General features: G+C 69.3%; 22 protein-coding genes and 1 pseudogene. 10 read left to right on the top strand and 13 right to left on the bottom strand.

Going from position 1 to position 24,969, the window contains the following annotated elements; all coding sequences use genetic code 11:
• Positions 1 to 15 precede the first annotated feature (15 nt).
• The gene (locus ACZ7OI_RS13915; RefSeq protein WP_470264553.1) at positions 16 to 720 is read left to right on the top strand and encodes a TetR/AcrR family transcriptional regulator; all 705 of its coding nucleotides are present in this window, start codon (positions 16 to 18) and stop codon (positions 718 to 720) included.
• Here the strand turns inward: ACZ7OI_RS13915 and ACZ7OI_RS13910 are convergent.
• Together ACZ7OI_RS13910 and ACZ7OI_RS13905 are read right to left on the bottom strand one after the other, a co-directional pair.
• A complete protein-coding gene (locus ACZ7OI_RS13910) occupies positions 616 to 1,536 on the bottom strand; it encodes a LysR substrate-binding domain-containing protein (RefSeq protein WP_470264552.1) in 921 nt (306 codons plus the stop codon). The two genes, ACZ7OI_RS13915 and ACZ7OI_RS13910, sit on opposite strands and share 105 nt — an antisense overlap.
• 14 nt (positions 1,537 to 1,550) lie before the next feature.
• Positions 1,551 to 3,488, bottom strand: coding sequence for a primary-amine oxidase (locus tag ACZ7OI_RS13905; RefSeq protein ID WP_470264551.1), 1,938 nt, complete (start codon positions 3,486 to 3,488; stop codon positions 1,551 to 1,553).
• A 99-nt stretch (positions 3,489 to 3,587) separates the two neighbouring features.
• Here ACZ7OI_RS13905 and ACZ7OI_RS13900 point away from each other — a divergent pair, with 99 nt between their 5' ends.
• Positions 3,588 to 4,196, top strand: a complete 609-nt coding sequence (locus ACZ7OI_RS13900; protein ID WP_470264550.1) for a TetR/AcrR family transcriptional regulator — start codon at positions 3,588 to 3,590, stop codon at positions 4,194 to 4,196.
• Here ACZ7OI_RS13900 and ACZ7OI_RS13895 read toward each other — a convergent pair.
• Positions 4,187 to 5,647, bottom strand: coding sequence for an aldehyde dehydrogenase family protein (locus ACZ7OI_RS13895; RefSeq protein ID WP_470264549.1), 1,461 nt, complete (start codon positions 5,645 to 5,647; stop codon positions 4,187 to 4,189). The genes ACZ7OI_RS13900 and ACZ7OI_RS13895 overlap by 10 nt on opposite strands.
• A gap of 102 nt (positions 5,648 to 5,749) precedes the next feature.
• Positions 5,750 to 6,511, bottom strand: a complete 762-nt coding sequence (gene erm / locus ACZ7OI_RS13890; RefSeq protein ID WP_470264548.1) for a 23S ribosomal RNA methyltransferase Erm — start codon at positions 6,509 to 6,511, stop codon at positions 5,750 to 5,752.
• A gap of 441 nt (positions 6,512 to 6,952) precedes the next feature.
• On the opposite strand from erm, the gene ACZ7OI_RS13885 reads away from it, so the two are divergent.
• Positions 6,953 to 7,849, top strand: coding sequence for a DUF2382 domain-containing protein (locus ACZ7OI_RS13885; protein WP_470264547.1), 897 nt, complete (start codon positions 6,953 to 6,955; stop codon positions 7,847 to 7,849).
• Positions 7,850 to 7,905: 56 nt separating this feature from the next.
• Here ACZ7OI_RS13885 and ACZ7OI_RS13880 read toward each other — a convergent pair whose 3' ends face one another.
• Genes ACZ7OI_RS13880 through ACZ7OI_RS13870 form a run of 3 tightly spaced genes read right to left on the bottom strand, consistent with a single transcriptional unit; the run spans position 7,906 to position 11,283 of the window.
• Positions 7,906 to 8,649, bottom strand: a complete 744-nt coding sequence (locus ACZ7OI_RS13880; protein WP_470264546.1) for a succinate dehydrogenase/fumarate reductase iron-sulfur subunit — start codon at positions 8,647 to 8,649, stop codon at positions 7,906 to 7,908.
• Positions 8,646 to 10,574: a fumarate reductase/succinate dehydrogenase flavoprotein subunit gene (locus ACZ7OI_RS13875; protein ID WP_470264545.1), complete on the bottom strand. Its 1,929-nt coding sequence runs from the start codon at positions 10,572 to 10,574 to the stop codon at positions 8,646 to 8,648. The genes ACZ7OI_RS13880 and ACZ7OI_RS13875 overlap by 4 nt, the downstream gene beginning before the upstream one ends.
• Position 10,575: 1 nt before the next feature.
• A complete protein-coding gene (locus ACZ7OI_RS13870; RefSeq protein ID WP_470264544.1) occupies positions 10,576 to 11,283 on the bottom strand; it encodes a succinate dehydrogenase cytochrome b subunit in 708 nt (235 codons plus the stop codon).
• 83 nt (positions 11,284 to 11,366) lie between these two features.
• On the opposite strand from ACZ7OI_RS13870, the gene ACZ7OI_RS13865 reads away from it, so the two are divergent.
• The 4 genes and pseudogenes from ACZ7OI_RS13865 to ACZ7OI_RS13850 all read left to right on the top strand — a co-directional run.
• Positions 11,367 to 12,290: a LysR family transcriptional regulator gene (locus tag ACZ7OI_RS13865; protein WP_470264543.1), complete on the top strand. Its 924-nt coding sequence runs from the start codon at positions 11,367 to 11,369 to the stop codon at positions 12,288 to 12,290.
• Between the two features lie 104 nt (positions 12,291 to 12,394).
• Entirely contained in the window at positions 12,395 to 12,523 is a 129-nt protein-coding gene (locus ACZ7OI_RS13860; protein WP_470265181.1) for a hypothetical protein, read from the top strand.
• The gene (locus tag ACZ7OI_RS13855) at positions 12,477 to 13,523 is read left to right on the top strand and encodes an outer membrane protein assembly factor BamB family protein (RefSeq protein ID WP_470264542.1); all 1,047 of its coding nucleotides are present in this window, start codon (positions 12,477 to 12,479) and stop codon (positions 13,521 to 13,523) included. The genes ACZ7OI_RS13860 and ACZ7OI_RS13855 overlap by 47 nt, the downstream gene beginning before the upstream one ends.
• A gap of 68 nt (positions 13,524 to 13,591) precedes the next feature.
• Positions 13,592 to 13,702 (top strand): annotated as a pseudogene (locus ACZ7OI_RS13850) (hypothetical protein); the annotation flags it as partial.
• Between the two features lie 66 nt (positions 13,703 to 13,768).
• Here ACZ7OI_RS13850 and ACZ7OI_RS13845 read toward each other — a convergent pair.
• From ACZ7OI_RS13845 to ACZ7OI_RS13835, 3 genes are read right to left on the bottom strand one after another with little or no spacing between them, the layout of a single operon-like run.
• Positions 13,769 to 14,149 (bottom strand): PPOX class F420-dependent oxidoreductase, encoded by a 381-nt coding sequence (locus ACZ7OI_RS13845; RefSeq protein WP_470229323.1) that lies wholly within the window; start codon positions 14,147 to 14,149, stop codon positions 13,769 to 13,771.
• Between the two features lie 14 nt (positions 14,150 to 14,163).
• Positions 14,164 to 14,766: a dihydrofolate reductase family protein gene (locus ACZ7OI_RS13840; protein WP_470264541.1), complete on the bottom strand. Its 603-nt coding sequence runs from the start codon at positions 14,764 to 14,766 to the stop codon at positions 14,164 to 14,166.
• 19 nt (positions 14,767 to 14,785) lie between these two features.
• Positions 14,786 to 15,982, bottom strand: a complete 1,197-nt coding sequence (locus ACZ7OI_RS13835; RefSeq protein WP_470264540.1) for an FAD-binding oxidoreductase — start codon at positions 15,980 to 15,982, stop codon at positions 14,786 to 14,788.
• Positions 15,983 to 16,441: 459 nt separating this feature from the next.
• On the opposite strand from ACZ7OI_RS13835, the gene ACZ7OI_RS13830 reads away from it, so the two are divergent.
• Both ACZ7OI_RS13830 and ACZ7OI_RS13825 read left to right on the top strand, forming a co-directional pair.
• The gene (locus ACZ7OI_RS13830) at positions 16,442 to 17,752 is read left to right on the top strand and encodes an ammonium transporter (RefSeq protein WP_470264539.1); all 1,311 of its coding nucleotides are present in this window, start codon (positions 16,442 to 16,444) and stop codon (positions 17,750 to 17,752) included.
• Positions 17,749 to 18,087, top strand: a complete 339-nt coding sequence (locus ACZ7OI_RS13825) for a P-II family nitrogen regulator (protein ID WP_037805822.1) — start codon at positions 17,749 to 17,751, stop codon at positions 18,085 to 18,087. The genes ACZ7OI_RS13830 and ACZ7OI_RS13825 overlap by 4 nt, the downstream gene beginning before the upstream one ends.
• A 276-nt stretch (positions 18,088 to 18,363) precedes the next feature.
• On the opposite strand, the gene ACZ7OI_RS13820 is transcribed toward ACZ7OI_RS13825, so the two are convergent.
• Positions 18,364 to 19,239: a DUF6597 domain-containing transcriptional factor gene (locus ACZ7OI_RS13820; RefSeq protein WP_470264538.1), complete on the bottom strand. Its 876-nt coding sequence runs from the start codon at positions 19,237 to 19,239 to the stop codon at positions 18,364 to 18,366.
• 253 nt (positions 19,240 to 19,492) lie between these two features.
• Between ACZ7OI_RS13820 and ACZ7OI_RS13815 the strand changes: the two genes are divergently transcribed.
• Entirely contained in the window at positions 19,493 to 19,714 is a 222-nt protein-coding gene (locus ACZ7OI_RS13815) for a hypothetical protein (RefSeq protein ID WP_470264537.1), read from the top strand.
• A 460-nt stretch (positions 19,715 to 20,174) separates the two neighbouring features.
• Here ACZ7OI_RS13815 and gdhA read toward each other — a convergent pair whose 3' ends face one another.
• Together gdhA and ACZ7OI_RS13805 are read right to left on the bottom strand one after the other, a co-directional pair.
• Complete coding sequence (gene gdhA, locus ACZ7OI_RS13810; RefSeq protein WP_470264536.1) at positions 20,175 to 21,518, bottom strand: NADP-specific glutamate dehydrogenase; 1,344 nt, start codon at positions 21,516 to 21,518, stop codon at positions 20,175 to 20,177.
• 73 nt (positions 21,519 to 21,591) lie between these two features.
• Positions 21,592 to 24,927 carry a molybdopterin-dependent oxidoreductase gene (locus ACZ7OI_RS13805; protein ID WP_470264535.1) on the bottom strand — a complete coding sequence of 1,112 codons (3,336 nt, stop codon included), beginning with the start codon at positions 24,925 to 24,927 and terminating at the stop codon, positions 21,592 to 21,594.
• Between the last annotated feature and the right edge of the window lie 42 nt (positions 24,928 to 24,969).

The following is a 24,969-nucleotide window of genomic DNA, read 5'->3' as shown; positions in this document are numbered from 1 at the left end:
ATCTATAGTGAGCGCATGAGTCCCCGGAAGTCCGCGGCCGAGACCCGCCACACCCGGCAGCGCATCCTCGACGCCGGTTTGGCGATCGCCTCCGCGGAGGGCCTGGAGGGCCTGACGATCGGGCGGCTCGCCGCCGAGATGGGGATGAGCAAGGCGGGTGTGATCGGGCATTTCGGCACCAAGGAAAGCCTGCAGCTGGCCGTGGTCGAGGCCGCCGTCGAGCTGTTCGTCCGCGAGGTGCCGGAACGCGCTCGCGGCGTGGCGCGCGGTCTGCCGTATCTCCGCGCGGCTTGCGAGGCGTGGATTTCCTACCTGGAACGCGAACTGCTGCCCGGCGGCTGCTTCTTCACCGCGGCCGCGGCCGAGTTCGACGGCCGGGAAGGACCGGTGCGCGATGCCGTCGTCAGGATGAGCGAGCTCTGGCAGCGGGAGCTGCGTGTGAACATCTGGCGGGCGGTGAGCCTGGAGGAACTGCCCGCGGACACGGACCTCGATCAGCTGCTCTACGAGATCGTCGCGATCATGTTGGCGCTCAACCATTTCCTGCAGCTGCACGGCGACCGCCAGGCTCCAGTCCGCGCGCGCCGTGCGCTGGAACGGCTGTTCAACGCGGGATCAAGCTCCCGGGGCGGAGTACAGCACTCGGCACAGCTCCCGGAACTCCTGCGCCCGCCGGGTAAGGCGGACCCCGCGCATGGTCGCGAGCACGATCTCCAGTGACGGAACATCGTCAGTCAGCGCAAGCGGCACGACGCTCGCGCCCGCGTAAGTCGTGTCGTCCGGCGGACGCTGGTTGAGCAACGCGAACCCGTGCCCGGAAGCCACCAGCGCCCGCACCGTCTCGTACCCGCTCGTCCGATGCCGAACCCGAGGCGCCACCCCGGCGTCGCTGAGGATCGACTGCAGATACTCCCGGCTGTGCGGCAGATCGAGCAGCACCATCGGCTCTTCGGCCAGCTCCCGCAGCGACACCTTGCGGCTCTTCCGCCGCGCGAGCCGGTGGTCCTCGGAGACGAGAGCGTACGGCGCGGCAGTACCGACCACCTCGCGGTCGATGTCGTCGTCGAGGTCGTACCCGTACAGCATCGCCAGTTCGGTCTCACCTGCCCGCAAGGCGCTCTTGAGCGCCTTGTGCTCGCCCTCGCGCAGGGACACATGCACGCGCGGATGCCGGGCTTCGAACTCGGCCAGCAGGCTCGGCAGGCGGAACGGCGCGAGCGTGGTGAAACAGCCGACAATGAGCGTGCCGACCAGATCGGTGCCGGATTGCCGCGCCGTCTCGACCAGCTCCGCGCCGTGTGCCAGGAAATCCAGCACCCGCTTGTAGAACTCCTCGCCGGCGGTGGTCAGGCTGAGCCCGCGGGCGTGGTGGCGCAGCAGGAACTGCACGCCCATTTCCTTCTCCAGCTGCGCGATCGCCGTCGAAACGGCCGACTGCGACACCATCAGCTCCTTCGACGCGGCAGTCATGCTCAAGTGCCGCGCCGCCGCCTCGAAGTAGCGCAGCTGCACGAGGGTGAAGGAAGGCTCGCTCATGCCGACATCCTGCCTCAGTGACAGCAATCCGGATGCTGCGGTTTCGGCGCGGGCGTGTCCAGTGCGGGATTGGCGTCGAAGAATCCGCTGGGCTTCAGCGTGAATCCAGTGTGGTCGACGGGCATGATCGGCCAGTCCTCGGTGCGCGGGTAATGCGTGAGGCCGAAGGTGTGCCAGACGACGAGGTCGGCGCCGTCGAGGTCGCGGTCGGCCTGGATCCAGGTGTCGATGCCGGTCTTGCCGTCGTTCTGGTTCACGTACTCGCCGGCCGGGAAGCGCTCGTCTTCGGCGTACGCGGTGACCCACAGATGCTTGCGGGTGAAGGCGGCGCGGCGGGCGATGGACGACGCGTCGTCGGCCAGCAACGGCGGCAGGCCCTCCGGATGCAGCGTGTAGGCGACGGGTTTGCCGAGTGCGTTGCGGGACCCGGGATTGCTGATCCGCCAGGTGCGGCCGAGGTTGCCGTCGGCGAGCCGGCCGGCCTCGGATTCCTTGGCCAGCCTGGTGATCTTGCGGGTGAAGGCGTTGCCGTACGGGTTGTCCGTGCCGATCGGGACGCGCTGCACGTCGATCTCGTCGACGGCGTTGGCGAGGCCGTCGACCATCATGTCCAGCCGCGCGGAGAACAGGTGCTGGTGGAACGGCGCGCCGACGCCAGGAGCGATTTCGGCGGCCCACGGGTACTCCGGATCGTCAGCCGGGAAGGCTGAAGCGAAGACGATCCCGGTGGCCTTGCACTCCAGTTCGATGGTGCCGTCGAGGTAGAGGTACCAGTAGAAGCCGTAGTCGTAATTGCCGACGGTCACGAAGAACGAGATGACCAGCCGACGCTGCCGACGGGTCGAAACACTGCCGTTGTAGTGGTCAGTGTGCTTCCACAGCACGCCAGCGTCTTCTTCGTGCAGGCAGATCGCGTTGGCGATGGTGTGCGGCCGGCCGTCGTCGTCGTGCAGGACCGCGTCGAAATAGCGGATCTCGCCGAGGCAGTCGCAGCCCAGCGTCAGCGAGTTGGCTTCCTTGCCCAGCGAGTACTCGCCCGCGTCGAAGTAGTTCTGCCAGAACCGGACCGGGCTCGGATCGCCGTAAGGAACGACCATCTCCGCCACCGAAGCGCGGTAGACCACCGGGCGCAGCCGTTCGCCGTCCTGGAAGCCGATTTGGTGCAGGGTAAGGCCTTCGACCGCGTTGAAGCCGATCCGGAACTGCCACTTCTCCCACGTGACGACATCGCCGTCGACGGCGAAGCTCGGGCCTTCCGGCTGGGTGATCACGATCGGTTTCTGGGTGTCCCGCGCCGGGCCGTCGAGGTGGTAGTCGTAGGCGGTGCGCGGGATGTCGGCCGGGCCGTCGTCGATGAGGTCGTGGACGCGGCCGGCGATCAAGTCGACGTACGCCACCACGCCGTCGATCGGGTGCGCCCAGAGGTTGTCGTCCTTGCCGAGCTGCAGGAAAGCCAGGCAGCGCACGAGCCGCAGCCCGGTTTCGCCGGGGATGTCGAAGCACCCGGCGCTCAGTGCGGAGATCCGGACCGAACGCGGTTCGTCGATGCCGCGGCGGCGCATGGCCGCGTTCCACGCCTCGTCCTCCCAGAGGATCTTCTCGACCAGGTCGAACTCCTCGTGCAGGATCGGCGGCTGCCCCTCGGCCACGACGTCCACCGCCCGATCGGCGACGACCTCGCCGCTGGTCAGCGACACGACCGCCTCGCGCACCGCGCCGGTCCGCCGGTCCAGGAGCAGCGAGCGGACCCGGCGGTCCACCGGGTCGCCCGGCTGCCAGGCCAGCACGGCCGCCTTCGCCGGTTCGAGCAGCGAGACGAGCGCGAACCGGGTGTTCTCGGTCGCGATCCCAGCCTCGGACAGCAGCGCGCGGTTGCGGGCGACCTCGTCTTCGGTCAGGCGCGAGAGGGGGTGGGCCATGCGCGTCTCCTCGTTCTTTGCGGTCTGTCGCAAAGAATGAGCGATGCCGGTCCGGGTGGCAAGGCCCTTACGGGGTGGGTTCTCCGGAACCCGTGCTGGGTTTTTCGATGCACGTCATCAATAATCCTGGACGTGGCACGACCCAAGGACCAAGCGCGGCGGCGCGACGAGCTGGTGGCGGCGGCCGGCCGCGCGATCCGGACGCGCGGGCTGGCCGGTCTCCGCGTGCGCGACGTCGCCGAGGAGGCCGGGCTGTCGGCGGGTTCGGTCAGCTACTACTACCCGGACCTCGACGACCTGCTGTTCGAGCTGCACCGCGACGCGGTCGACCGGTTCTACTGGGCGCGAGCGCGCGCGGCGGAGGCCGAGGACGATCCGGTCCGGCGGCTCGTGCGGCTGGTCGACGCGGGGCTGCCCGCCGACGAGGGGGATCCGCTGAGCCGCGTGCTGTACGAAATGCACGTCCACGCGGCGCGCAACCCGGCGCATGCGGTGTTGATGACTGCGTTGTGGGATCGCGAGGTGTCGCTGTATTCGGCGGCGCTGGCGCACGGACGGGACACAGGCGCGTTCCGGTTGCGGTCTCCCGCGGCGGACATCGCGGCGAACGCGGTGGCGTTGGAGGACGCGTACGGTCTGCACCTCGCCGGGCGGAACACCAGCTTGTCCGCGGCCAGGGTGCGGGAGCTGTTGCTGGGGTATCTGGCCGCGGAAACCGGGCGGGACCTCGGTCAGGCGTAAGCCGTCCAGACCGTTTTGAGGCCGGTGTATTTGTCGAACGAGTGCAGGGAGAGATCGCGGCCGAAGCCGGACTGCTTGAAGCCGCCGAACGGGGTCGCGGTGCTGAGGGCGTCCACTGTGTTCACTGAGACCGTCCCGGCGTGGATTCCGTCGGAGACGCGGTGCGCACGGGCGAGGTCGCGGGTCCAGATCGAGGCGGCGAGGCCGTACGGGGTGTCGTTCGCCAGGCGGATCGCTTCGGCCTCGGACTCGAAAGTCTGCGTCGAGAGGACCGGTCCGAACAGTTCCTCGGTGACGAGGGGATCGTCGGCGGCTAGGTCGGTGACGATGGTCGGGTCCAGGAACGCGCCTCGACGGGAGCCGCCCGCGACGACGGTTCCGCTGCTGGCTTCGACGGCGGCCAGCACCCGGGCTGCTGCGGCCACGTCGATCATCGGACCCAGTTTCGTGGCCGGGTCCAGCGGATCCCCGGGCACCCACCCGGCGACCTTTTCGCGCAGCCGGGCGAGGAATGCGTCGGCCACCGCGGCGTGGACGAGCAGCCGGGTGGTGGCCGAGCAGACTTGGCCGGAGTTCGCGCAGAAACCGAACGCGACCAGGTCCGCGGCGGCGTCGAGATCCGCGTCGGCGAAGACGACGACCGGGCTCTTGCCGCCGCATTCGAGCCAGACCTGCTTGAGGTTCGATTCCCCGGCGTAGCGCAGGAACAACCCGCCTACCGGGGTCGATCCGGTGAAGGCGAGGATGTCGACGTCCGGATGCCGTCCGAGCGCCTGTCCGGCGGTTTCGCCGAAGCCCGGAACCACGTTGAGCACCCCGTCCGGAATTCCGGCTTCCACGGCCAATTCCGCCAGCCGCAGTGCGGAAAGCGGGGACTGTTCGGCGGGTTTGAGGACGACGCTGTTGCCCGCGGCCAGCGCCGGGGCGAGTTTCCACCCGGCGATGTCGAGCGGGAAGTTCCACGGCACGACCGCGCCCACGACTCCGAGCGGCACTCGCCGGATCGCGGCGAAATTGCCCGGAGGAGCGGGTGCGATTTCGTCGTAGTGTTTGTCGAGCGCTTCGGCGTACCAGGCGAAGCACTCGGCAGTCGCGGGCACGTCCTGGCCGAAGGTGTCGGAGATCGGACGGCCTACGTCCAGGGTGTCGCAGAGCGCCAGTTCCCGTCCGTGCGCACTGATGAGATCGGCCAGTTTCAGCAGGCGCTTCTTGCGTTCCGCTACCGCGAGCCGGGACCAGCGGCCGTCCTCGAACGCCCGGCGCGCGGCGGCGACAGCGGCGTCGATCTCGTCTTCGCCGCCTTCGGCCACGTGCGCGACCGGGTGTCCGGTGGCCGGGTTGACGTCGGCGAAAGTCTTGCCGGACTTGGCGTTCAGCCAGTCACCGTCCACAAAGGCCGCTGTGCGGGGCCGCAGCCGCGCGGCCTCGCGCACCCAGTCGCCGTGGTTCATTCCCGGAACCGCCTCTCGTCGCTTCCTTTCACTATCGCCAGGCGCCGTGGTCCGCGAAAGCGGAGCTTTTCGCTGCGCTGCATCTGGCGGATCGATGCAGGGTTACCGCACCAGGTTCCAGAGGGAAGCCCAGTGCTCGGCGGTCAGATCGCGGGGGAGTGCTTGCGGCGACAGTCTTTGCCGGGCAAGCCAGGTCCGTGCCGCGCGGGCGCTGACGCGGCCGGTGCGGGGCAGGATCCCGCCCAGTCCGCGGCCTCGTCCAGCGAAGACCTCGCGGACGAACTCCTGGTAATCGGCCTGCTCGGTGACCAGCGGCTTCGGGCGGCGGGTGATGACGAGGATTCCGCCGTCCACGGCCGGACGCGGCCGGAACGCCTGTGCGGGGACCCGCGCGGGCGCGGCGAACTCGAACCACGGCCACCAGGCGGCGGTCATCTGGGACGCGCCGCCGATTCCGGCGCGCCGGCGCGCGACTTCCCATTGCACCAGCAGCACCGCGAGTTCCCAGTGCGGTTGCCGGAACAACCGGCGCAGGGTCGCGGTGGTGAGGTGGAAGGGCAGATTGCCGACGACGGTATGCGGGACGTCGGGCAGCCTGTGCCGGAGCAGGTCGCCGTGGACGACCTCGACATTGCCGCCGGTCCGCCGCGCCAGGCGGCGGGCGCGGCGGGGGTCGAGTTCGACCGCGGTCAGCGGGCGGCCGGTGCGGCTGAGCGGGAGGGTCAGCGCGCCGTCGCCCGCGGCGAGTTCCACGAGGGGACCGCTCGTGCGGGCGGCGGCGGTGCAGACAGCGGCGATGACGGCGGGGTCGGCCAGGAAGTTCTGGCCGAGCTCGTGCCGTCCGCCGAAGGGTTGGGCAGACATAAAGGTGCGGACTCCGCGCATGAGAAAGCGACCCGGACGCCAGGAAAGGCGGCCCGGACGGACAACGGGAGAGCGCGACGGAGCGGTGAGCTTCCGGCGCTCAGGCGTTGCGCAGGCGAGTCACTGCGTATGCGGCGAAGGTGGCACCCATGGGCGGGAGCCTAGCCGACCGGCGCGTCCGGCCGCATCCGGGTTTTCCGGAAGCACTCCGGAAATACGCCGCAGCCTTTCCTGATCCGGCGGGCGGGCAATTCTTCGCCCATTCCGCCGGACCGCCTGGCGAACGGTCCTCTTGCGACGGAAGTACCCGGTAAAACCGGGCCGCAAACTGACACGAAACGGGGTCGCTCGGCTGAGGGGTACGAGGCTTGCGCGGCTCGGTGACCAGCCGGAGAGTGGGGCCGGAGAAGGAAATCCGATTCGGGGAAATGGAGTGGATCCATGGTACGCGCAATGCAGCCGCAAGATCTCGTCGACAGCACCGTGGTGGACAATTCGGGCAGCAAGATCGGCAAGGTCGGCACGGTCTATCTCGCCGACGACACGCGGCGGCCGGAGTGGGTGACGGTGAAAACCGGGCTGTTCGGCCAGAAGGAGAGCTTCGTGCCGCTGTCGGGTGCGGACATGGAGAACGACGGCCTGCACGTGCAGGTGGCGAAGGACCAGGTGTCCGACGCGCCGCGCATCGACGCCGAAGGCCACCTTTCCGAAAAGGAAAGCGTCGAGCTGTACAAGTACTACGGCTTGCCGGCTCCGCGGGCCGGGAATGGCGAAAACGTGCGGGGCGGCCGGAACACCGGGCGCGACATGGCGGCCGGCGGCGCTGCTGGCGGCATGGCTGGCGGTGCGGCAGGCGGCGTCGCAGGCAGGGGGCGCGACGCGGCGGCAGGCGGCGCTGCGGGCAAGGGCCACCCGACCGGCCAGGAGACAGCCGCGGCTAAGAGCGGACGCCACGACGCGACCGGCACCGGCGACGTCGTGCGCTCGGAGGAGCGGCTGAGGGTCGGCACCGAAGAGGTCGAGACCGGCCACGTGCGGCTGCGCAAGTACGTGGTGACCGAGGAGGAGCAGGTGACCGTGCCGGTCACGCACGAGGAAGTGCGCATCGAGCGCGAGCCGATCACTGACGCCAAGGCCGCGGGCAAGGCCGAGATTGGCGAGGCTGAGCAGGACGTCGTGCTGCACGCCGAGAAGCCGGTGGTGCAGAAGGAAACCGTGCCGGTCGAGCGGGTGCGCCTCGGGACCGAGCAGGTGACCGAGGAACAGACTGTCCAGGGGAAGGTCCGCAAGGAGCGGATCGACATCGACGACGACACCGGGCGGGGCAAGAAGTCCTGACCTGACGGCCGGGAAGGGAACCCTGAGGGAATCAGAGTCCCTCAGGGTTCCCTCCGCTACCTCCGCGAGCGGCTGGCTTTCATGAACTCCCGGTTGAGATTGGCGATGCTCGTCAGCGGAATCCCCTTGGGACACGAGGCGACGCATTCCCCGGTGTTCGTGCAGCCGCCGAAGTCGGCCGCGTCCATGGCGTCCACCATGTCGAGCACCCGCTGGGCGCGCTCCGGCTGACCCTGCGGCAGGGAGTTCAGGTGCGCTACCTTCGCCGAGGTGAACAACATCGCCGACCCGTTCGGGCAGGCCGCCACGCAGGCGCCGCAGCCGATGCAGGTCGCGTTGTCGAAGGCGAGGTCCGCGTCCGGCTTGGGCACCGGCGTCGCGTGCGCCTCGGGAGCGCTGCCGGTCGGGGCGGTCACGTAGCCGCCCGCCTCGATGATCCGGTCGAACGCCGAGCGGTCCACCACCAGGTCCTTGATCACCGGGAAACCCTTGGCGCGCCACGGTTCCACGTCCAGCACGTCGCCGTCGCGGAAGGAACGCAGGTGCAGCTGGCAGGTCGTGGTGCGTTCGGGGCCGTGCGCCCGGCCGTTGATCACCACGCCGCACGAGCCGCAGATGCCCTCGCGGCAGTCGTGGTCGAACGCGATCGGCTGGGCGCCGTCCTCGATGAGGTGCTGGTTGAGGACGTCGAGGAGCTCCAGGAAGGACATGTCCGGACTGGCGTCGTCGACGGGGTATTCGACCAGCCTGCCGTCGTCGTCCGGGCCGGACTGGCGCCAGACCCGCAGGGTGAGTTTCACGTGTAGCTCCGCTGGGTGGGGTGGACGTGCTCGAAGTTCAGGATTTCCTGGTGCAGAACCGGCTTCTCGCCGTACTCCCAGGCCGAGACGTAGGAGAACCGCTCGTCGTCGCGCTGGGCCTCGCCGCCTCCGGTCTGGTGTTCCTCGCGGAAATGGCCGCCGCAGGACTCCTCGCGCACCAGTGCGTCGAGCAGCAGCAGCTCGGCGAGCTCGAGGAAGTCGGCGACGCGACCGGCCTTCTCCAGTTCCTGGTTCAGCTCCTCGCCGGTGCCGGGGACGCGGACGTCCCGCCAGAATTCGGCGCGGAGCCCGGGAATCCGGTCGAGTGCTTTCCTCAGGCCCTCGGCGGAGCGGGACATCCCGCAGTGGTCCCACATCAGGTGGCCCAGTTCGCGGTGGAACGAGTCCACGCTGCGGGTGCCGCGCACCGACAACAGCCGTTCGAGCCGGTCGCGCACGGCGGTTTCCGCTTGTGCGACGGCGGGGTCCGCCGGGTCGAGCGCGGGGAAACCGCCGCGGGCGATGTAGTCGTTGAGGGTCGCCGGGAGCACGAAGTAGCCGTCGGCGAGACCCTGCATCAGCGCGGACGCGCCGAGCCGGTTCGCGCCGTGGTCGGAGAAGTTGGCCTCGCCGATCACGAACAGGCCGGGCACGGTGCTCTGCAGGTCGTAGTCGACCCACAGGCCGCCCATCGTGTAGTGGATCGCCGGGTAGATCCGCATCGGGACCTCGTACGGGTTCTCCGCGGTGATCCGCTCGTACATGTCGAAAAGGTTGCCGTACTTGGCTTCCACCGCCGCGCGGCCCATCCGCCCGATCGCGTCCGCGAAGTCCAGATACACGCCGAGCCCGCCGGGACCGACGCCGAACCCCGCGTCGCAGACGTTCTTCGCGGCCCGCGAAGCGATGTCGCGCGGCACGAGGTTGCCGAAACTCGGGTACATCCGCTCGAGGTAATAGTCCCGTTCGGACTCCGGGATCTCCTGCGGAGGCCGCGGGTCGCGCGGCTGCTTCGGGACCCAGATCCGGCCGTCGTTGCGCAGCGATTCGCTCATCAGCGTCAGCTTCGATTGATGCTCGCCCGAGCGCGGGATGCAGGTCGGGTGGATCTGCGTGAAGCACGGGTTCGCGAAGTACGCGCCGCGCTTGTGCGCCCGCCAGATCGCGGTGGCGTTGGAACCCTTCGCGTTGGTGGACAAGTAAAAGACGTTTCCGTAGCCGCCCGTCGCGAGCACGACGGCGTCGGCGAGATGCGTGGTCACCTCGCCGGTCACCAGGTCCCGCGCGACGATCCCGCGCGCCTTGCCGTCGGCCACGATCAGGTCCAGCATTTCGGTTCGCGGGTGCATTTCCACCCCGCCCGCGTCGATCTGCCGTGAGAGAGCCTGGTACGCGCCGAGCAGCAGCTGCTGTCCGGTCTGGCCGCGCGCGTAGAACGTGCGCTGCACCTGCACGCCGCCGAACGAGCGGGTGTCGAGCAACCCGCCGTACTCCCGGGCGAACGGCACGCCCTGCGCCACCGCCTGGTCGATGATCTGCGTGGACACCTGCGCCAGCCGGTACACATTCGACTCCCGGGACCGGAAGTCGCCGCCCTTCACTGTGTCGTAGAAGAGCCGGTAGACCGAATCGCCGTCGTTGCGGTAGTTCTTCGCGGCGTTGATGCCGCCCTGCGCGGCGACCGAGTGCGCGCGCCGCGGCGAGTCCTGGAAGCAGAACTGGACCACGTGGTAGCCCTGCTCGGCGAGCGTCGCGCCGGCGGACGCCCCGGCGAGCCCGGTGCCGACCACGATCACGCGGTGCCGCCGCCGGTTGGCCGGGTTGACCAGCTTCGCGCCGAAGCGGCGGCTGTCCCAGCGGTCCTCGATCGGGCCTTCCGGCGCCCGGGTGTCGGCGATCGGCTCGCCGAGCGTGTAGTCGCTCATGTCAGGCCACCCATCCCGCCATCACGGCGATCGGCACGATCAGGAAGCCGCCGGTGATCACGACGGCGAGCACGGAGCCCGCGGTTTTCAAGGCCCGGTCGCGGGTTTTGCTGGTGATGCCCAGCGTCTGCGCCGCGCTCCAGAAGCCGTGGTTGATGTGCAGGCCGAGCATCAGCAGCGCGACGATGTAGATCAGGTTGACCCACCAGACCTGGAAGTCCGCGACGATGTTGTGGTACGGCTGGCCGTCGCGGAAGTCCTGGTTGGCGACGCCGACCGTGAGGTCCAGGATGTGCCACACGATGTAGAGCGCGAGCGTCGCGCCGCCCCAGCGCATGGTGTGCGTCGCGAAACTGGCCTTGCGCCGCTGGCCGTGCGCGTACTTCACCGGGCGCGCTTGACGGTCCCGTTTGGACAGTTGCACCGCCGCGACCACGTGCAGCACCAGCGCGATCAGGAGCACAGTCCGCTGGATCGAGAGGTACCAGGCGTTCTGCAGCACCGGCTCGCCGATCGTGCGCAGCCAGGCCGCGTAGTCGTCGAAATGCTGTGGTCCCAGGAAAACCTTGAGGTTCCCTGCCATGTGCACGAACAGGAACGCGACGAACATCAGGCCGGTGACGGCCATGACGGCCTTCTTGCCGATGGTCGAACGCCAGAACGTCACGAGCGCCGGGCGACGGCGGGGCGGAGCGGGTGCGAGTGCCACGGAACCGACGGTAAGTCGGCGCTGACCAGAGGGCAAACACATGCTTTCTCTCGACACGAGAACCTTAGCCTATGATGGCGCTCGTGCAGTTCCACCAGCTGGCGTACTTCCTGGCAGTGGCCGAGACGCGGCATTTCACGCGGGCCGCCGAACGCATGCGTGTGGCGCAGCCCTCACTGTCGCAGCAGATCCGCGCGCTGGAACGGGATGTGGGCGCGGGGCTGTTCCACCGGATCCGCGGCAACGTCACGCTCACCGAGGCGGGGGAGACGCTGCTGCCGATCGCGCGCCGGATCCTCGCCGAGACGGAGACTGCGTACCGGGCGATCCGCGAACTGGACGAACTGGGCCGCGGCCGGGTGCGGCTCGGCGCGACCCCGAGCCTGTGCACCGGCCTGCTGCCCGCAATGCTCGCCGCGTTCCGCCGGGACTATCCGGGGATCGAGCTGGTGCTGCACGAAAGCGGCTCTCGCGACCTGCAGACCGCGCTGTCGGAAGGCGGCCTGGATCTGGCGATGATCGTGGACAGCCGAGTGCACGACGATTCCCGGCTGGAGAGCCGCGCGCTGTTCGTCGAAGACCTCGTGGTGATTTCGCCGAAAGACGCGCCCGCGCCGGTGCGCGGACGGATGCCGATCGGCGCGCTGCGGGACCGTCCGCTGGTGATGTTCCGGCAGGGCTACGACCTGCGCGAGGCGACCGTGGCTGCCTGCCGCGCCGAGGGATTCGACCCGCTCTTCGCGATCGAAGGCGGCGAGATGGACGCGGTGCTGGAGCTGGTCCAGGCCGGGCTCGGCTTGGCCGTCGTGCCGAGCACCGTGGTCGGCGACCGGTTCCGTCGCACGCGGTTCACCGAACCGGGGCTGAGCCGGGTGGTGCGGCTGGCGTACCGGCGGGATGTCGAGCAGCCGCGCGCCGTGCGGGCGCTGCAGGAGGCGGTGGTGCGGTACCTGGGCGGCGGCGTTGCGCAATTGCCGCCCGGCACGCGTCCGCTCGTGGGCGGGTGATCAGCTAGCCAGGGAGTCCAGCGCCAGGGTGCTTTTCGGAGTGCTGCGCGGAATATGGGACACCGTCGATCGGGGCTACGCGGGTCGGGAAGTGCCGGTACAGCGTGCCGACGCGCCCGGTCTGCGATCGCTGGACGGTGCTTGAGGTCAGCGAGAAGCAAAACATCCAGTCGCAACAAACCTGCGATGCGACGAATCCGGTTGCCCAGGATCAGGCGATCGTGGTGGTCTGATGCTGTGATCGAAATCGGGTGGGAGCGGCCGCTGCACCAGCGTGGCGCTGCCTCGGGTCTTGCGGTGACGAGCGGCCATGTCATCGTGCACGAGCGCGGCACCCGGCTGGTGAGCCTTGACCCGGCTGATGGTTCTGTGCGGTGGGACGTTCCGCTCGGCACGTGGCCGCGTGCGGTTGTCGTCGCCGGTGATCGTTGCCTGGTGATCCCGCAGGACAACCCTCGACTGTCCTGTCTGGATCTCGCGACCGGGCGGCAGATCTGGTCCGCTGACGTTCCCGCTGTCCCCGGACATCTGGTCGTCTCCGCGAACGTAGTGCTCGTCGGCGGCTGGCGCGGATACACGCCGCTGCGCGCGTTTGACCTCGCGACGGGGGAGCTCCGCTGGGAAACCGAGCGTCGAGTCAACACCGTGCTGCCCGTGCCCGCCGGCGACGGTTTCCTGATCGGCGAACCGGCCGACACCCGGGTTCGCTTGATCGATCGGCACGACGGCCGGGAACTGTCCGCGTGGCGGCTGCCGCTGCCGCTCGCGGACAACGACGCCGGATCCAGCATCGCAGCGGTCGGGCTCGATCGTTTCCTGCTGCGCTGCGACCGGCGCGTACTGGCTGAGATCGTGCTGTCAGCCGACACCGCCCGCGAGTTCCTCCGGTCCGAGACCGACCTTGCGGCCGCAGCACCGGAATATGCCGGAGGATTGCTGTGGCTGCGCGAACCCCGCGACGGCTACACCGTGGTGGACCCTGATGTGGGACGCCTGCAGTGGCGCGTCGATGTCGGCCAGCAACTCGTCGGCCAGGTCGTCCCGACTGCGGACGGCTTCCTGGTCGCCGGCGCCTCCGGGTCGCTGTTTCACCTGACCCCCGACGGGCGGCTCGCCAAGCGCACCAGCGTGGCACGGCGAATCTGGGCGCTGCGCAGCGCGGGAACTGACCAGGTGTTTGTCGTAACCAAGGGCACCCTGCTCGCCGTCACGATCAGTGCGTGCTTGGAATAGGCGCGCTTCACGCGTAACGGGCGGGTTCTTCTGCTCGCTCTTGCGGGAGGTGCGGTGACTGGGCGTCGATCCAGCGGCAGTCATCTCGCCGGGACGCACCGAGCCGAACCTGGTGCTCCTCGAACAAGCCCTTCAGCGAATGGGGCGAGGTCTTCGCAGACGAAGACCTCGCCACCGCGATTCTCGACCGCCGCCGCGACTCGCTGAACCGCCTTGAGCCGCAACGGGAACCGGCCGCTTTCTGGCTACATCCCCACCGACTGCCGCTCCGGCTCGATCAGGCCGACCACGCGTACCTGCTCCCGCGTGTACGGCTGCCCGATGTACTTCTTGGCCACCTCGTCGACGATTTCCCACGCCGGGTCGCCCTCGATCCATTCGGCCACCCGGCCGCGGATGATGATCGGCTCGAACGGATTGTCCGGCGGGGTAAGGGAAATCGCCACGCGGGGGTCGCGGCGGAGGTTGCGGGCCTTGCGGCTGTCCGGGCCGGTCAGGAAGACGATCCGGTCGCCGTGCGTGCCGATCCAGACCGGGACGACGTGCGGCGATCCGTCCGGGAGCACCGTCGCGAGGTGGGCGATCGGGGTGCCGTCGAGGACGCGGCGGACATCGGGGTTGAGCATGATCGTGGTTCCTTTCAGCGGAGAATTTCGTAGTGAAGGTGGGTGACGCCGGGCGCCGGGACGGCTTCGACCAGCCTGAGCCGGACGTGCTCGGGGAGTTCCCCGAAGAAGCTCCGCCCGCCGCCGAGCAGGATCGGGACCTGGTGCAGGACGAAGTCGTCGACGAGCCCGGCCTTGATCGCCTCGGTGACCAGAACGCCGCCCATGAGCGCGACGTCCTTGTCGCCCGCCGCCGCCCGCGCGCCGGCGATGGCCTCTTCGACGCTGGTCGCCTGGGTCTGCGCCTCGCTCAGTTCCGGCACCGGCTGGTGGCTGACCACGAACAACGGAGCGGTCGGATGCGGACCACTGCCGCCGAAGTGGCTTGAATGGTCGTAGGTCGTGTGCCCGACGACCGACGCTCCCACCCGGTCGGCGAGTTCGTCGAAAACCCGCGCGCTGGGCTCGGAAAGGGTGAACCCGTCGAACACTTTGCTGGGCGTGTCGCCGGCGAAGTACCAGTCGAACAGCGCCCCCGCGTCGCCGAGCCCGCTTCCGACCTCGTCGGCCCCATCCTCGCGGCGGCCGCTGATGTAGCCGTCGACCGAGACGGAGAGGGCGCTGAACACTTTGGTCATGACGATCCTTAATAGTCGCTTACAAGGCCTGGGGAAAGTCGAAAACCCGGTGCGGGTCGAAGCTTTTCTTGAGCGCGGCGAGCCTCGGGTGGTTGCCCGCGTGGTACGCCCGGGCCGGATCCTCGAGCGCGAGGTCGGGAAAGTTCGGATAAACCCGGCCAGACCCGTCCGCGTGCGCCGCACTCCACGCCTCGTCCACCCACGGATCACCCGGTTCGCCGACCTGCTCCAGCAAGAACCGCTCACCCCGATGGGCAAACGCGGTGTCCGCCTCCGCGACCCGGTTGTACGCCCCGCCCATCGCCGTGAACGACAGCCGCCGGTTGCCGGTCAGCCCCTTGAGGAGTTCTCCCGTGGTGCGTTCCGACATCGTCCCCGCGAAGAACTCCGACCGGATCCGGCTCGCTTCAGCCGAGTCGATCGCGCTGAATGTCGGCTTCACCATGCTGTAGGGAACATCCAGTCGGATGTCTATTGCATACAGAACACCGGCCCGCGCGGTGAACTCCCTGAGCCGCTCCTGGGTCGTCTCCGGCGGCAGGGTGGAGACCCCGACGAGCGTCGCGCGTCCAGCTTGGACAGTGAGGTTCACGGTCATTCCGTCGGGTGCGTCGGGCGCCCAGTCCTGCCAGGCCGTGACGAGGCTTTCCGTCGCCGCCCAGCCGCCTTCGATCCGGCAGACGGACGGCTCCGGCACCGTCGCGAACCGCAACTCCGTGACGATGCCGAACTGCCCTCCGCCCGCCCCGCGCAACCCCCAGAACAGCTCGGCTTCCCGGCGCTCGTCGCACTCCACGACGCTCCGGTCGGCGAGCACCACCTGCGCGCCGACGAGCCGATCGCAGGTCAGCCCGTACTGACGGCCGAGGAGCCCGATCCCGCCGCCGAGCGTCAGCCCCGCGATGCCCACGGTGTCGCCGCACCCGGCCGGAATCGTCCGGCCGAATTCGTGCATCGTCGCGTACACCGCGCCGAGGCGAGCACCCGCGCCGATCGTCGCGACGCCGCTGTCGTCGACCGTGATCCGGTCCATTCCGGACAGATCCGCCACGATCCCACCGGGCGGGCACCGGTCGACGAAGCAATGCCCGCCGCCGCGCGGCACGATGCGTTCGCCGGTCTCGGCCGCGAAGGCCATGGCCTGAACGACGTCCGAGACCGAATGGCAGCGGAGTACTGGCCGGGGGAGGGCGTCTCGCGAGGTCTGGTCGATCACGGAGTTGACGTTAGGTGTCGCGGGGCCGCCGCTCTTGAACAAAACGCGCACGCCTGCCGTCGCATCCCGCGCGGGACGGCGTGTGGATCAGCCGCGCAGGGTCTGTGACGGCAGCTGGCCGTAGCGCTCCCGGTAGGCGGGGGACGTGCCCGAATCCCCAACGGAACGCGATGTCGGCGACCGAGACAGTCGGCGCTCCAGCGCATGCTCGACTCCTCGGTGGAAGTGAGCACGGCCGCCCGCCCGGGCCCGGACTACGCCGAGGCAGCCCGCCGTTGACCCGTTTTATCCGCTCCGCGAAGTATTTCCGGTCACCGCACGTCCGAGCACCGTCCTTTCGCTCCGTTTCGCCCGTTTCGCCGGACCTCGGGTCGCTGCCGGAAGCACGACGGAAACACTCCGGTAACACCGCCCGGTTAACTTCCGACGGCCGGGCGATGAGACGAGGAGTGTCCGACCGTGGTCGATACCGGAAGCACAGCGTGGCTGCTGGGCAGCGCGGCGCTGGTCATGCTGATGACGCCGGGTCTCGCGTTGTTCTACGGCGGGATGGTGCGCGCCCGGAGCGTGCTGAACGTGATGGCGATGACCTTCGTCTGCCTCGCCACGGTCGGCCTGATCTGGGTGTTCTACGGGTATTCGCTCGCGTTCGGCCCCGATTGGTTCGGCGGGATGCTCGGCACTTTGCGGCTGGCCGGGCTGCACGGGCTCGCGGAGCAGACGGTCGGGCCCGCCGGGAACCAGGTGCCGCTGTTCGCGTTCGTCGCGTTCCAGATGATGTTCGCGGTCATCACGGTCGCGCTGCTGGCCGGCGCGATCGCCGAACGGGCCCGGTTCTGGACGTGGACGGTGTTTTCCGTCGTGTGGACCACTGTCGTGTACATCCCGGTGGCGCACTGGGTCTTCGCCCCCGACGGGTGGATCGCGGCCAAGCTGCACGTGCTGGACTTCGCGGGCGGCACGGTCGTCGAGGTGAACTCCGGGGCGGCCGCGCTCGCGCTGGCGCTCGTGCTCGGCAGGCGGCACGGCTGGCCGAAACAGGCTGTCCGGCCGCACAATCTGCCGTTCGTGATGTTCGGGGCCGGGTTGCTGTGGTTCGGCTGGTTCGGGTTCAACGCCGGGTCCGCGCTGGCCGCGAAGGGCTCGGCGGCGACGGCGTTCCTGAACACCACCGTCGCGGGCGCGGCCGCGGTGCTGGGCTGGCTGCTCGTCGAGCAGTTCCGCGACGGGAAGCCGACCACCCTCGGCGCCGCGTCCGGCGCGGTGGCCGGGCTGGTCGGGATCACGCCCGGCTGCGCTTACGTCGAACCGCTCGGAGCCGCCGCGATCGGGATCGTCGCGGGCGTCGTATGCTCGTTCGCGGTGAGCCTGAAGTACCGGTTCGGGTTCGACGACTCCCTGGACGTGGTCGCGGTGCACGGCCTCGGCGGCTTCGCCGGCACACTGCTGATCGGCCTCTTCGCGACCGCCGGCGTGGCTCCCGGCGGCGCGAACGGCCTGTTCTACGGCGGCGGCTTCGACCAGCTGTGGCGCCAAACGGTCGGAACGCTGGCGGTACTAGGGTATTCGCTGGCGGTGACCCTCCTGCTCGGCTGGGTCATGCACAAGTTCATGGGATTCCGGATCGACCGCGAAGCCGAGATCGACGGCGTCGACGAGGCAGAGCACGCCGAAGGCGCGTACGAGCTGGCAGTCCAGTCCGGACGCCGGGGCAGCGCGCTCGCCGGCGGACCGGGATCGCACCGGCCCGCGCGCGAGGAGACCCGATGAAGCTGCTGACCGCCGTGGTCAAGCCGTTCGTGCTGGACGACGTCCGGATCGCCCTGCAGGAACTGGGCATCGCCGGGATGACGGTGAGCGAGGTCCGCGGCTACGGCAGGCAGAAGGGGCACACCGAGATCTACCGGGGCGCGGAGTACGAGGTCGATTTCATCACCAAGTACCGGCTGGAGATCCTGCTGGACGACGACCAGGTCGACGCCGCGCTGCGGACCGTGCTGGACACCGCGCACACCGGCAAGATCGGCGACGGCAAGATCTGGGTGACCCCGGTGGAGACGGTCGTCCGCGTCCGCACCGGGGAGCGCGGCCGCGACGCGCTGTAGGCCTCGGCCCTCCGACACCAGCGTTTTCAACGGCCGGGCAAGGACCTGCGCGCTCTCTGGCGCGATCGTCTTCCCGGCGGCCAAAGCGCCGTCCGGTCCGACGTCGGCGACCCCCGCAGCCGAGGACGAGCTCAGCGCCCCAGCCGCGATGCGCGGACAGCAGAAACTCCGACAGCGGTTCGGGCGGAACGGAGAGCTCGCGGTCGCAGGACGGCGAATGCCGGGGACGGTCGGGAGTCGCGCTCGGCGGCTCCGCGTGACAGCGAATGCCTGCCGCTAGCGGGCCGCGGCGGGAAGGGCCAGCAGGTCGCGCTCGGCGGAGCCGCGCAACAGCGAACGCCCGCGGCCCGCGAGAAACGGTGCGTACGATGCGGAATGATCATGCCCGCAAGCACACCGGTCAAGTTCGCCCCCAAGCAGTTGCCTCGGCGTGACCCCGGTCAGCCGGAGACATTCGCGGCTGAGATGAGCCTGGTCGGCGTAACCGGCGTCGACCGCGAGGCTCGCCATCCCGTCCGCGCCCCGCCGCCCGCTCGCGATCGCGCCAGCCTGGGCCAGCGCGAGGAATCCCTGGAACCGCAACGTCCGCTGGAGCACCTTCGGGCTCATCCCGACCGCCTGCAGGCACCGCCGGCGCAGCTGGCTCGCCGAGAGCGCGAGGTGCGCGGCGACCGCGTCGACGCCGACCGGGTCCCACGGCATCAGCACCTGCACCGCTTCCCCGACCAGCGGGTCCAGCCCGCCAGTCCGGCGGAACTCGCGCACGAGGTGCGCCTGCAGCGCGGCCAGCCCGAGTTCCGGCGTCGCGGCGAGCGCGACGGCCTCCACGAGCCGATCGACGGTCCGGCCCCACAACTCGGCCAGCCCGACGTGCTGGTCGGCCAGTTCGTCCAGGCCGGCGGGCAGGGGAGGTGCGGCCCCGGGCCGGAACCGCACCCCGACGATGGTCGTCCGCGCCGGAATGACCTCGATCCGCGGCCCGGTCAACGGCCCGAGCAACTGCGGACGCCCTCCGACCGGGAAGTGGATCTCGACCCCGCCGGTCGGCAGATGCCGCTGCACGTACGGCGCGTCGCCGGCGCGCTGGATCCACACCGTGCGCACGACTCCCGCCAGACCCGGCACCGGCGGACGTTCCACATACGCGGTCATTCCCGTACCGAAGCGTTCAGCCGGGCGCACGTCAAGCACCGGCGGGGCTTGTCGCCCCCTTCTCGTGCCCGCAAATGTTTTTCCCGGTGAGAACGCAGCAGGGGAAGTGTCGCCGAGGTGGCCGTTCTCCCGCAGGCGCCGGGCCACAAGTCCCTGGACCGGAAGACCTTCTCCCGTAGCCGTCAGGCGCCCGGCCCGGGATTCTGCTTTCTAACCTGGGAAACACCCGCGCTGCCGAAGGAGGCACCCGGTCATGCCGACGTTGCTCATCATTGTGCTTGTCCTGGTCGCGGGTCTCTTCGTGGGAGGGCTGCTGGACAGAGCCAGCCAGACCCACGCGCGCTTCAACAGCTACCGGCAGCGCACCACCGCCGGCCTGGTCACCTGGGTGCGCAGCGCGGTCGCCGCTGTTTTCGGCGTCGCCGGACTGGTGCTTTTCCTTTATGTCGTGGTGACTTTCTCCTCGGTGCGGTAACCGCCTGCCCGGCGCTCACGACCCGACGCCCGCACGCCCCGTCGCGTTGCCCGGGTTCGTGCTGGTCGGCGAATCCGGTGCCGGGACGCGACAGTCCCGGCACCGCAACGGCCCCGGCACCGCGGCTGCCCCGGCACTGTCCCGGCACCACGAGTTGCCGCGGCACCGTAACGACACCACGACTTACCCCAGCGCTGTCCCGGCACCACGAGTTGCCGCGGCACCGTAACGACACCACGACTTACCCCAGCGCTGTCCCGGCACCACGACTTGCCGCGGCACCGTAACGGCACCGCGGCCGCCCCGACGCCACGACTTGCCCCGCCACCGCGGCTGTCCCACCGCTGAGCCCGCGAAGAATCCAGTCCACTGTGCACCACAGGCACCATTCAGCCGACCGGCACACCAGAGACTAAATACTGCATACAAAATTCTGCCGAACGAAGACCGTAGACGCGCCTCAGATATACCCGCAGACATCCATCGCCGCGACCACCTTCCGGAACCCCGCGATATTCGCCCCGCTCACGTAGTCCCTGGCGACCCCGTGCTCGTCGGCGGTTTCGAGGCACGTCCGGTGGATGTCGGTCATGATCTCGCGCAGCGTCCGGTCCGTGCGCTCGAACGTCCACCGCTCGCGCGCCGCGTTCTGCTGCATCTCCAGCGCCGACACCGCGACCCCGCCCGCGTTCGCGGCCTTTCCGGGCCCGACCGCGACCCCGGCCTCGCGGAAAACCTGCAGCGAACCCGGCGTACACGGCATGTTCGCGCCCTCGGCGACCGCGCGGACGTTGTTCTTCACCAGCCGCAACGCGGACTGCTCGTCCAGTTCGTTCTGCGTCGCGCACGGAAGCGCGAGGTCGCACGGCACTTCCCACGGCGTGCCGTCCGTGACGTAATTCGCCGACGGCACCCGATCCACGTACTCCGAGAGCCGCCCGCGCCGCGCGATCTTCAAGTCGTGCAGCACTTCCAGGTCGATCCCGCGCGGATCGTGGATGTACCCGCCGGAGTCCGAGCACACGATCGGCCGCGCGCCGAGTTCCTGGAGTTTCGCGATCGCGTGGCAGGCGACGTTGCCCGAACCGGACACCACCGCGGTGCGGCCGGACAACGAGTCGTCGCCGGCGCCGAGCATCGCTTCGAGGAAGTACACCGTCCCGTATCCGGTGGCCTCCGGACGCGCCGGAATGCCGCCCAGCACCGGGTTCTTGCCGGTGATCGTGCCCGCGTCGTAACGGTTGGTGAGCCGCTTGTACTGGCCGAACAGGTAGCCGATCTCGCGCCCGCCGACGCCGATGTCGCCCGCCGGGACGTCGGTCTCCGGGCCGATGTGCCGGACGAGTTCGGTCATGAACGCCTGGCAGAACCGCATGATCTCGCCGTCGCTGCGGCCCGCCGGGTCGAAGTCGGACCCGCCCTTGCCCGCGCCGATGCCGAGGCCGGTGAGCGCGTTCTTGAAGATCTGCTCGAAGGCGAGGAACTTGACCGTCCCGAGCGTGACGTCGCCGCGGAAGCGCAGCCCGCCCTTGTACGGCCCGAGAGCCGAGCTGAACCCGACCCGGAAACCGCGGTTGACGTGCACCGCGCCCGCGTCGTCGGTCCAGACCACCCGGAACATCACCTGCCGCTCCGGCTCGCACAGACGCTCCAGCATCGCCGCGTCCCGCAGGTCCGGATCCCGCCGCAGCGCGGGCCGGATCGCTTCGAGCACTTCGAAGACGGCCTGGTGGAACTCCGGCTCGGCCGGGTTCTTCCGGACGATGTCCTCGTACACTTCGCGCGATGTCTGGTCCAGAGCCATCCGCCGATGATGCCGTCCGAATGCCGGATTTCGCACCCCCGACGGGGTTTGCGAAGTTAGGGGGTGACCAGGCTCACGCATCGAGCACTACGTCGCCAGTGGGTACCGCCTGGCAGGCAAGGCACTGGTCAGCGGGCAGATCGTCCGCGACGGCGACCAGGTGCGCGACGGTTCCGTCGAGCACCGGCACGGCACAGCTTTCGCACTGCCCGAGCCGGCATCCGCTGGGCAGCGCGACCCCGGACGCCTCCGCGAACCGCAGCAGGTCCCCGTCGCCCGCCCGCCAGGTGACCTCGCGGCCGGACCGCGCGAACCGCACGGTGGCCGTGGCGCCGTCCGGGATCCGGACCGGTGCGGGCGTGGCGTGGAACTTCTCGGTGAAGATGTCGAAGCGCGGCACACCTCGCTCCGCCAGGCCCGCGGTCACCTCGTCCAGCATGCTTTCGGGACCGCACAAGTAAAACCGGGCCCGCCGCCGGATCAGGTCAGCGTCGACGCGGTCAGCGGTGATCCGGCCGGTGAAGTCGCAGTGCTCCTCCGGACCAGGACGACTGTAGTGGTCCAAGATCTGGACGCTGGGCAGGCGGCCCGCCAACGTGGCAATGCGCTCGCGAAACGCGTGCCGAGACCGGTCGCGGCTCCCGTGGTGCAGAACGATCTCCGGCGCCGACGCCGGATCGAGGGTCTCCAGATAGCTCAGGAACGGCGTGATCCCGATCCCGGCCGCCAGCAGCACGACGGGTCGCGAATGGACGGTCGGCAGCGCGAATCCGCCGGACGGAGCCGTGACCAGCAACCGAGTTCCCGGCTGGACGCGGTCGTGCACCGCGGGCGAGAACTGCCCGCCCGACACCCGCCGCACCGCGATCGCGTACCCGTTGTCCGGTGCTTGCGCGGCCCCGGTGAGCGAATAACTGCGGGTCAGCCCAGGTGCGTCCGGCCAGGCGACGGTGATGTGCTGCCCGGCGCGGAACCCTGGCACCGGCCGCCCGTCGACCGGAGCGAGGCGCACCGACCGGATGTCCTCGGTCTCGAACTCCGCGCCCTCGACCGCGAACTCACGCTGCCCGGTCCACGGCTGCGATTCGTCCGGCTGGACGTCGCAGAACGTCGAGCGCAACGGAACCGATCCGCTCACCGGGTCATGGGCGTCGTCGCCGACAAGCAGGTTGTAGTTGGTCCCGCCGTCCTCGAGCGGGTCCGAACCGGGCAGCGCGAGGTCGGGAGCCGGCTGCCACCAGCCGTACTCCGCCACGACCACGTCGCGATGCAGCGCGGGATCGATCCGCGCCCGCATCCGGACGGACGCGGAGGCGGTCGTGATGCGAACCCACTGCCCGTCCTCGATCCCGCGCTCCGCCGCGAGTTCCGCGCTCAGATCGACGGCCGGTTCCGGAAAACGCTTGCGCAGCGACGAAATCCCGCGATGCTGGCTGTGGCAGAAGTACCCGTTCTTCGCGCACGTCAGCACCAGCGGGCGCCGAGGATCCGGCGCAGGCGGTTCCGCGTCCGGGACCGCGGGCTGGCCATGCTCGGTGAGCCGCTCGGAATACAGCTCGACCCGCCGAGTCGGCGTCGAAAACCCAGTCACTGCACCATTCTCCGCGCACTGGGCATATTTGCGGTACTCAGTCTGCAATGGCAGATCGACGCCGCCGGGCCGCTCGCGCAGTTGTGCGGCAGTGAGGCCGAGCGGGGCCAGTTGGTGATCCCAGCCGTCCTCGATGCGGCCGTCGAAGAACTCCGCGCCGAGCCCGAGCCGCTCGGCCAGCTCGAACACGACTTCAGTGTCCGAACGGGACTCGCCGATCGGATCAGTCATCCGCGGCCGCAGCTGCACGTGTTCCTGCGCCGCCTGGCTGATTTCGAAACCCGCCTTGACCGCCTCGTGCTCCCACGGCGTCTGAACCGGCAGCAAGAGGTCGGCGAACCGGGCGGTCGGATTCTCGAACACATCAAGATGCACCGCGAACTCCAAGCGCCGCAACGCTTCCGCAGTACGTTTCGGATCCGGTTGAGACAGCAGAAGATTGCCGCCAAACGATACTAAAGCCCGGACTGGGTAAGGCTTCTCGTCGAGAACCGCCCGGCAGAAGTCGCGCGCGGTCACCCATCCCTGCGCAGGAGGTCCGAGCGGGAACTCCTGAAGGCCAAGGGCTTTCGCACGCTGCTCAGGCGCGAGCTGATCCGGCGACGTGACCGGCGCGACCGGCAGCTTCGGCAGGACGACGTTGCCGCCGGGGGAGTCGTAACTGCCGGTGAGCGCGTAGAGAGTGGCGATCGCGCGCTCGGTCTGCGTCGCGTTCGCGTGCTGTCCGACGCCCGACCAAGCCGCGTACGTAACGGATTTCGCCTCGGCAAGATCCGCCGCGAAAGCTTCGATCGCCGCGCCCTCGACAGTCGTCACCGCCTCGGTCCGGTCGAGTGGCCACGCAGCACAGGCCTGCGCGTAATACTCGAACGCGGGAATGCAGTCAACGGAACCAGTCAACGTGCGCACGCGGCGTTTTCCGTGCAGTGCAAACCTTTCCGGCCCGCTTGCAGGATAATCCGTGTCGTACGGCTCAGCTTGGCCAGCCGTTTCGTCCCACACCGCAAATCCGGCTGTCGCAGGATCGATTTCCGCCGCCCGCAGAAACCGTCCATTGTCGACTCGGACCAGCAGCGGAGCGTTGGTCCACGACCGCACGAACGCTTCGTCATGCCCACGACGCTCGAGCAATGCCCGGGCGACCCCGAGCGCGAGCGCGCCGTCGGTACCTGGCCGGACCCGGAGCCAATGCTCGGCCTGCACCGCGCTCGCAGTCCGCCGCGGATCCACAACCGCCAGCTTCGGCGTACGCGCCCCGGCCAGCGCCGCGGATTGCGCAAGCCACGCCTTGGCCGGATTATGCCCCCACAGCACCGCGAATTCCGTCCCCGCGTAATCCGGGGCGGGCAATCCCGAGCCGAACGTGAACGCGTGCGCGAAATCCTTGTGCCAGTTGCAAATCTCGGTCGAGTACAGCGTGTTGGGGCTGCCGAAAAGCCGGATGAACCGCTCGACCCAGTCGATCGAGTCGGACATCGGCGTGCCGCTGGGGGAGGTGACCGAAAACGCCACCGCCTCGGCCCCGCTGGCCGCGCGGAGGTCGCCGAGCCGTCTGGCGATCTCGGAAAGCGCTTCGTCCCAGCTGATCTCGCGCCATTTCGGATCCGGATCGGACTTCGGCGTCGTGCGGCGCAATGGCCGGCGCAGCCGCTCGGGGGAGTAGACCAGTTCAGGCGCCGCCCGGCCCTTCGGGCACAACGCGGCCCCGGTCGGATGCGCGGGATCCGGCCGGACGCCGCGCAGCGTTCCGTTCTCGACCGTGTAGACCGCGCCGCAGCGCGATCGGCACAACGTGCAGTAACCGCGAACCTCAGGCATAAGTTACTCCTTAGTAACCGGCTACCGGTTACTAAGCTACGA

The organism is Amycolatopsis sp. NPDC114503 (assembly GCF_055633655.1).
This window is presented reverse-complemented; position numbering and strand designations above follow the sequence as displayed.

Bases quoted from the DNA above. Each gene is read 5' to 3' on its own strand.
- ACZ7OI_RS13885 (WP_470264547.1), top strand. From the start codon at position 6,953: ATGGTACGCGCAATGCAGCCGCAAGATCTCGTCGACAGCACCGTGGTG.
- ACZ7OI_RS13910 (WP_470264552.1), bottom strand. From the start codon at position 1,536: ATGAGCGAGCCTTCCTTCACCCTCGTGCAGCTGCGCTACTTCGAGGCG.
- ACZ7OI_RS13855 (WP_470264542.1), top strand. From the start codon at position 12,477: ATGCGACGAATCCGGTTGCCCAGGATCAGGCGATCGTGGTGGTCTGAT.
- gdhA (WP_470264536.1), bottom strand. From the start codon at position 21,518: ATGGCTCTGGACCAGACATCGCGCGAAGTGTACGAGGACATCGTCCGG.
- ACZ7OI_RS13875 (WP_470264545.1), bottom strand. From the start codon at position 10,574: ATGAGCGACTACACGCTCGGCGAGCCGATCGCCGACACCCGGGCGCCG.
- ACZ7OI_RS13805 (WP_470264535.1), bottom strand. From the start codon at position 24,927: ATGCCTGAGGTTCGCGGTTACTGCACGTTGTGCCGATCGCGCTGCGGC.
- erm (WP_470264548.1), bottom strand. From the start codon at position 6,511: ATGTCTGCCCAACCCTTCGGCGGACGGCACGAGCTCGGCCAGAACTTC.
- ACZ7OI_RS13845 (WP_470229323.1), bottom strand. From the start codon at position 14,149: ATGCTCAACCCCGATGTCCGCCGCGTCCTCGACGGCACCCCGATCGCC.
- ACZ7OI_RS13915 (WP_470264553.1), top strand. From the start codon at position 16: ATGAGTCCCCGGAAGTCCGCGGCCGAGACCCGCCACACCCGGCAGCGC.
- ACZ7OI_RS13895 (WP_470264549.1), bottom strand. From the start codon at position 5,647: ATGAACCACGGCGACTGGGTGCGCGAGGCCGCGCGGCTGCGGCCCCGC.
- ACZ7OI_RS13815 (WP_470264537.1), top strand. From the start codon at position 19,493: ATGCCGACGTTGCTCATCATTGTGCTTGTCCTGGTCGCGGGTCTCTTC.
- ACZ7OI_RS13840 (WP_470264541.1), bottom strand. From the start codon at position 14,766: ATGACCAAAGTGTTCAGCGCCCTCTCCGTCTCGGTCGACGGCTACATC.
- ACZ7OI_RS13820 (WP_470264538.1), bottom strand. From the start codon at position 19,239: ATGACCGCGTATGTGGAACGTCCGCCGGTGCCGGGTCTGGCGGGAGTC.
- ACZ7OI_RS13825 (WP_037805822.1), top strand. From the start codon at position 17,749: ATGAAGCTGCTGACCGCCGTGGTCAAGCCGTTCGTGCTGGACGACGTC.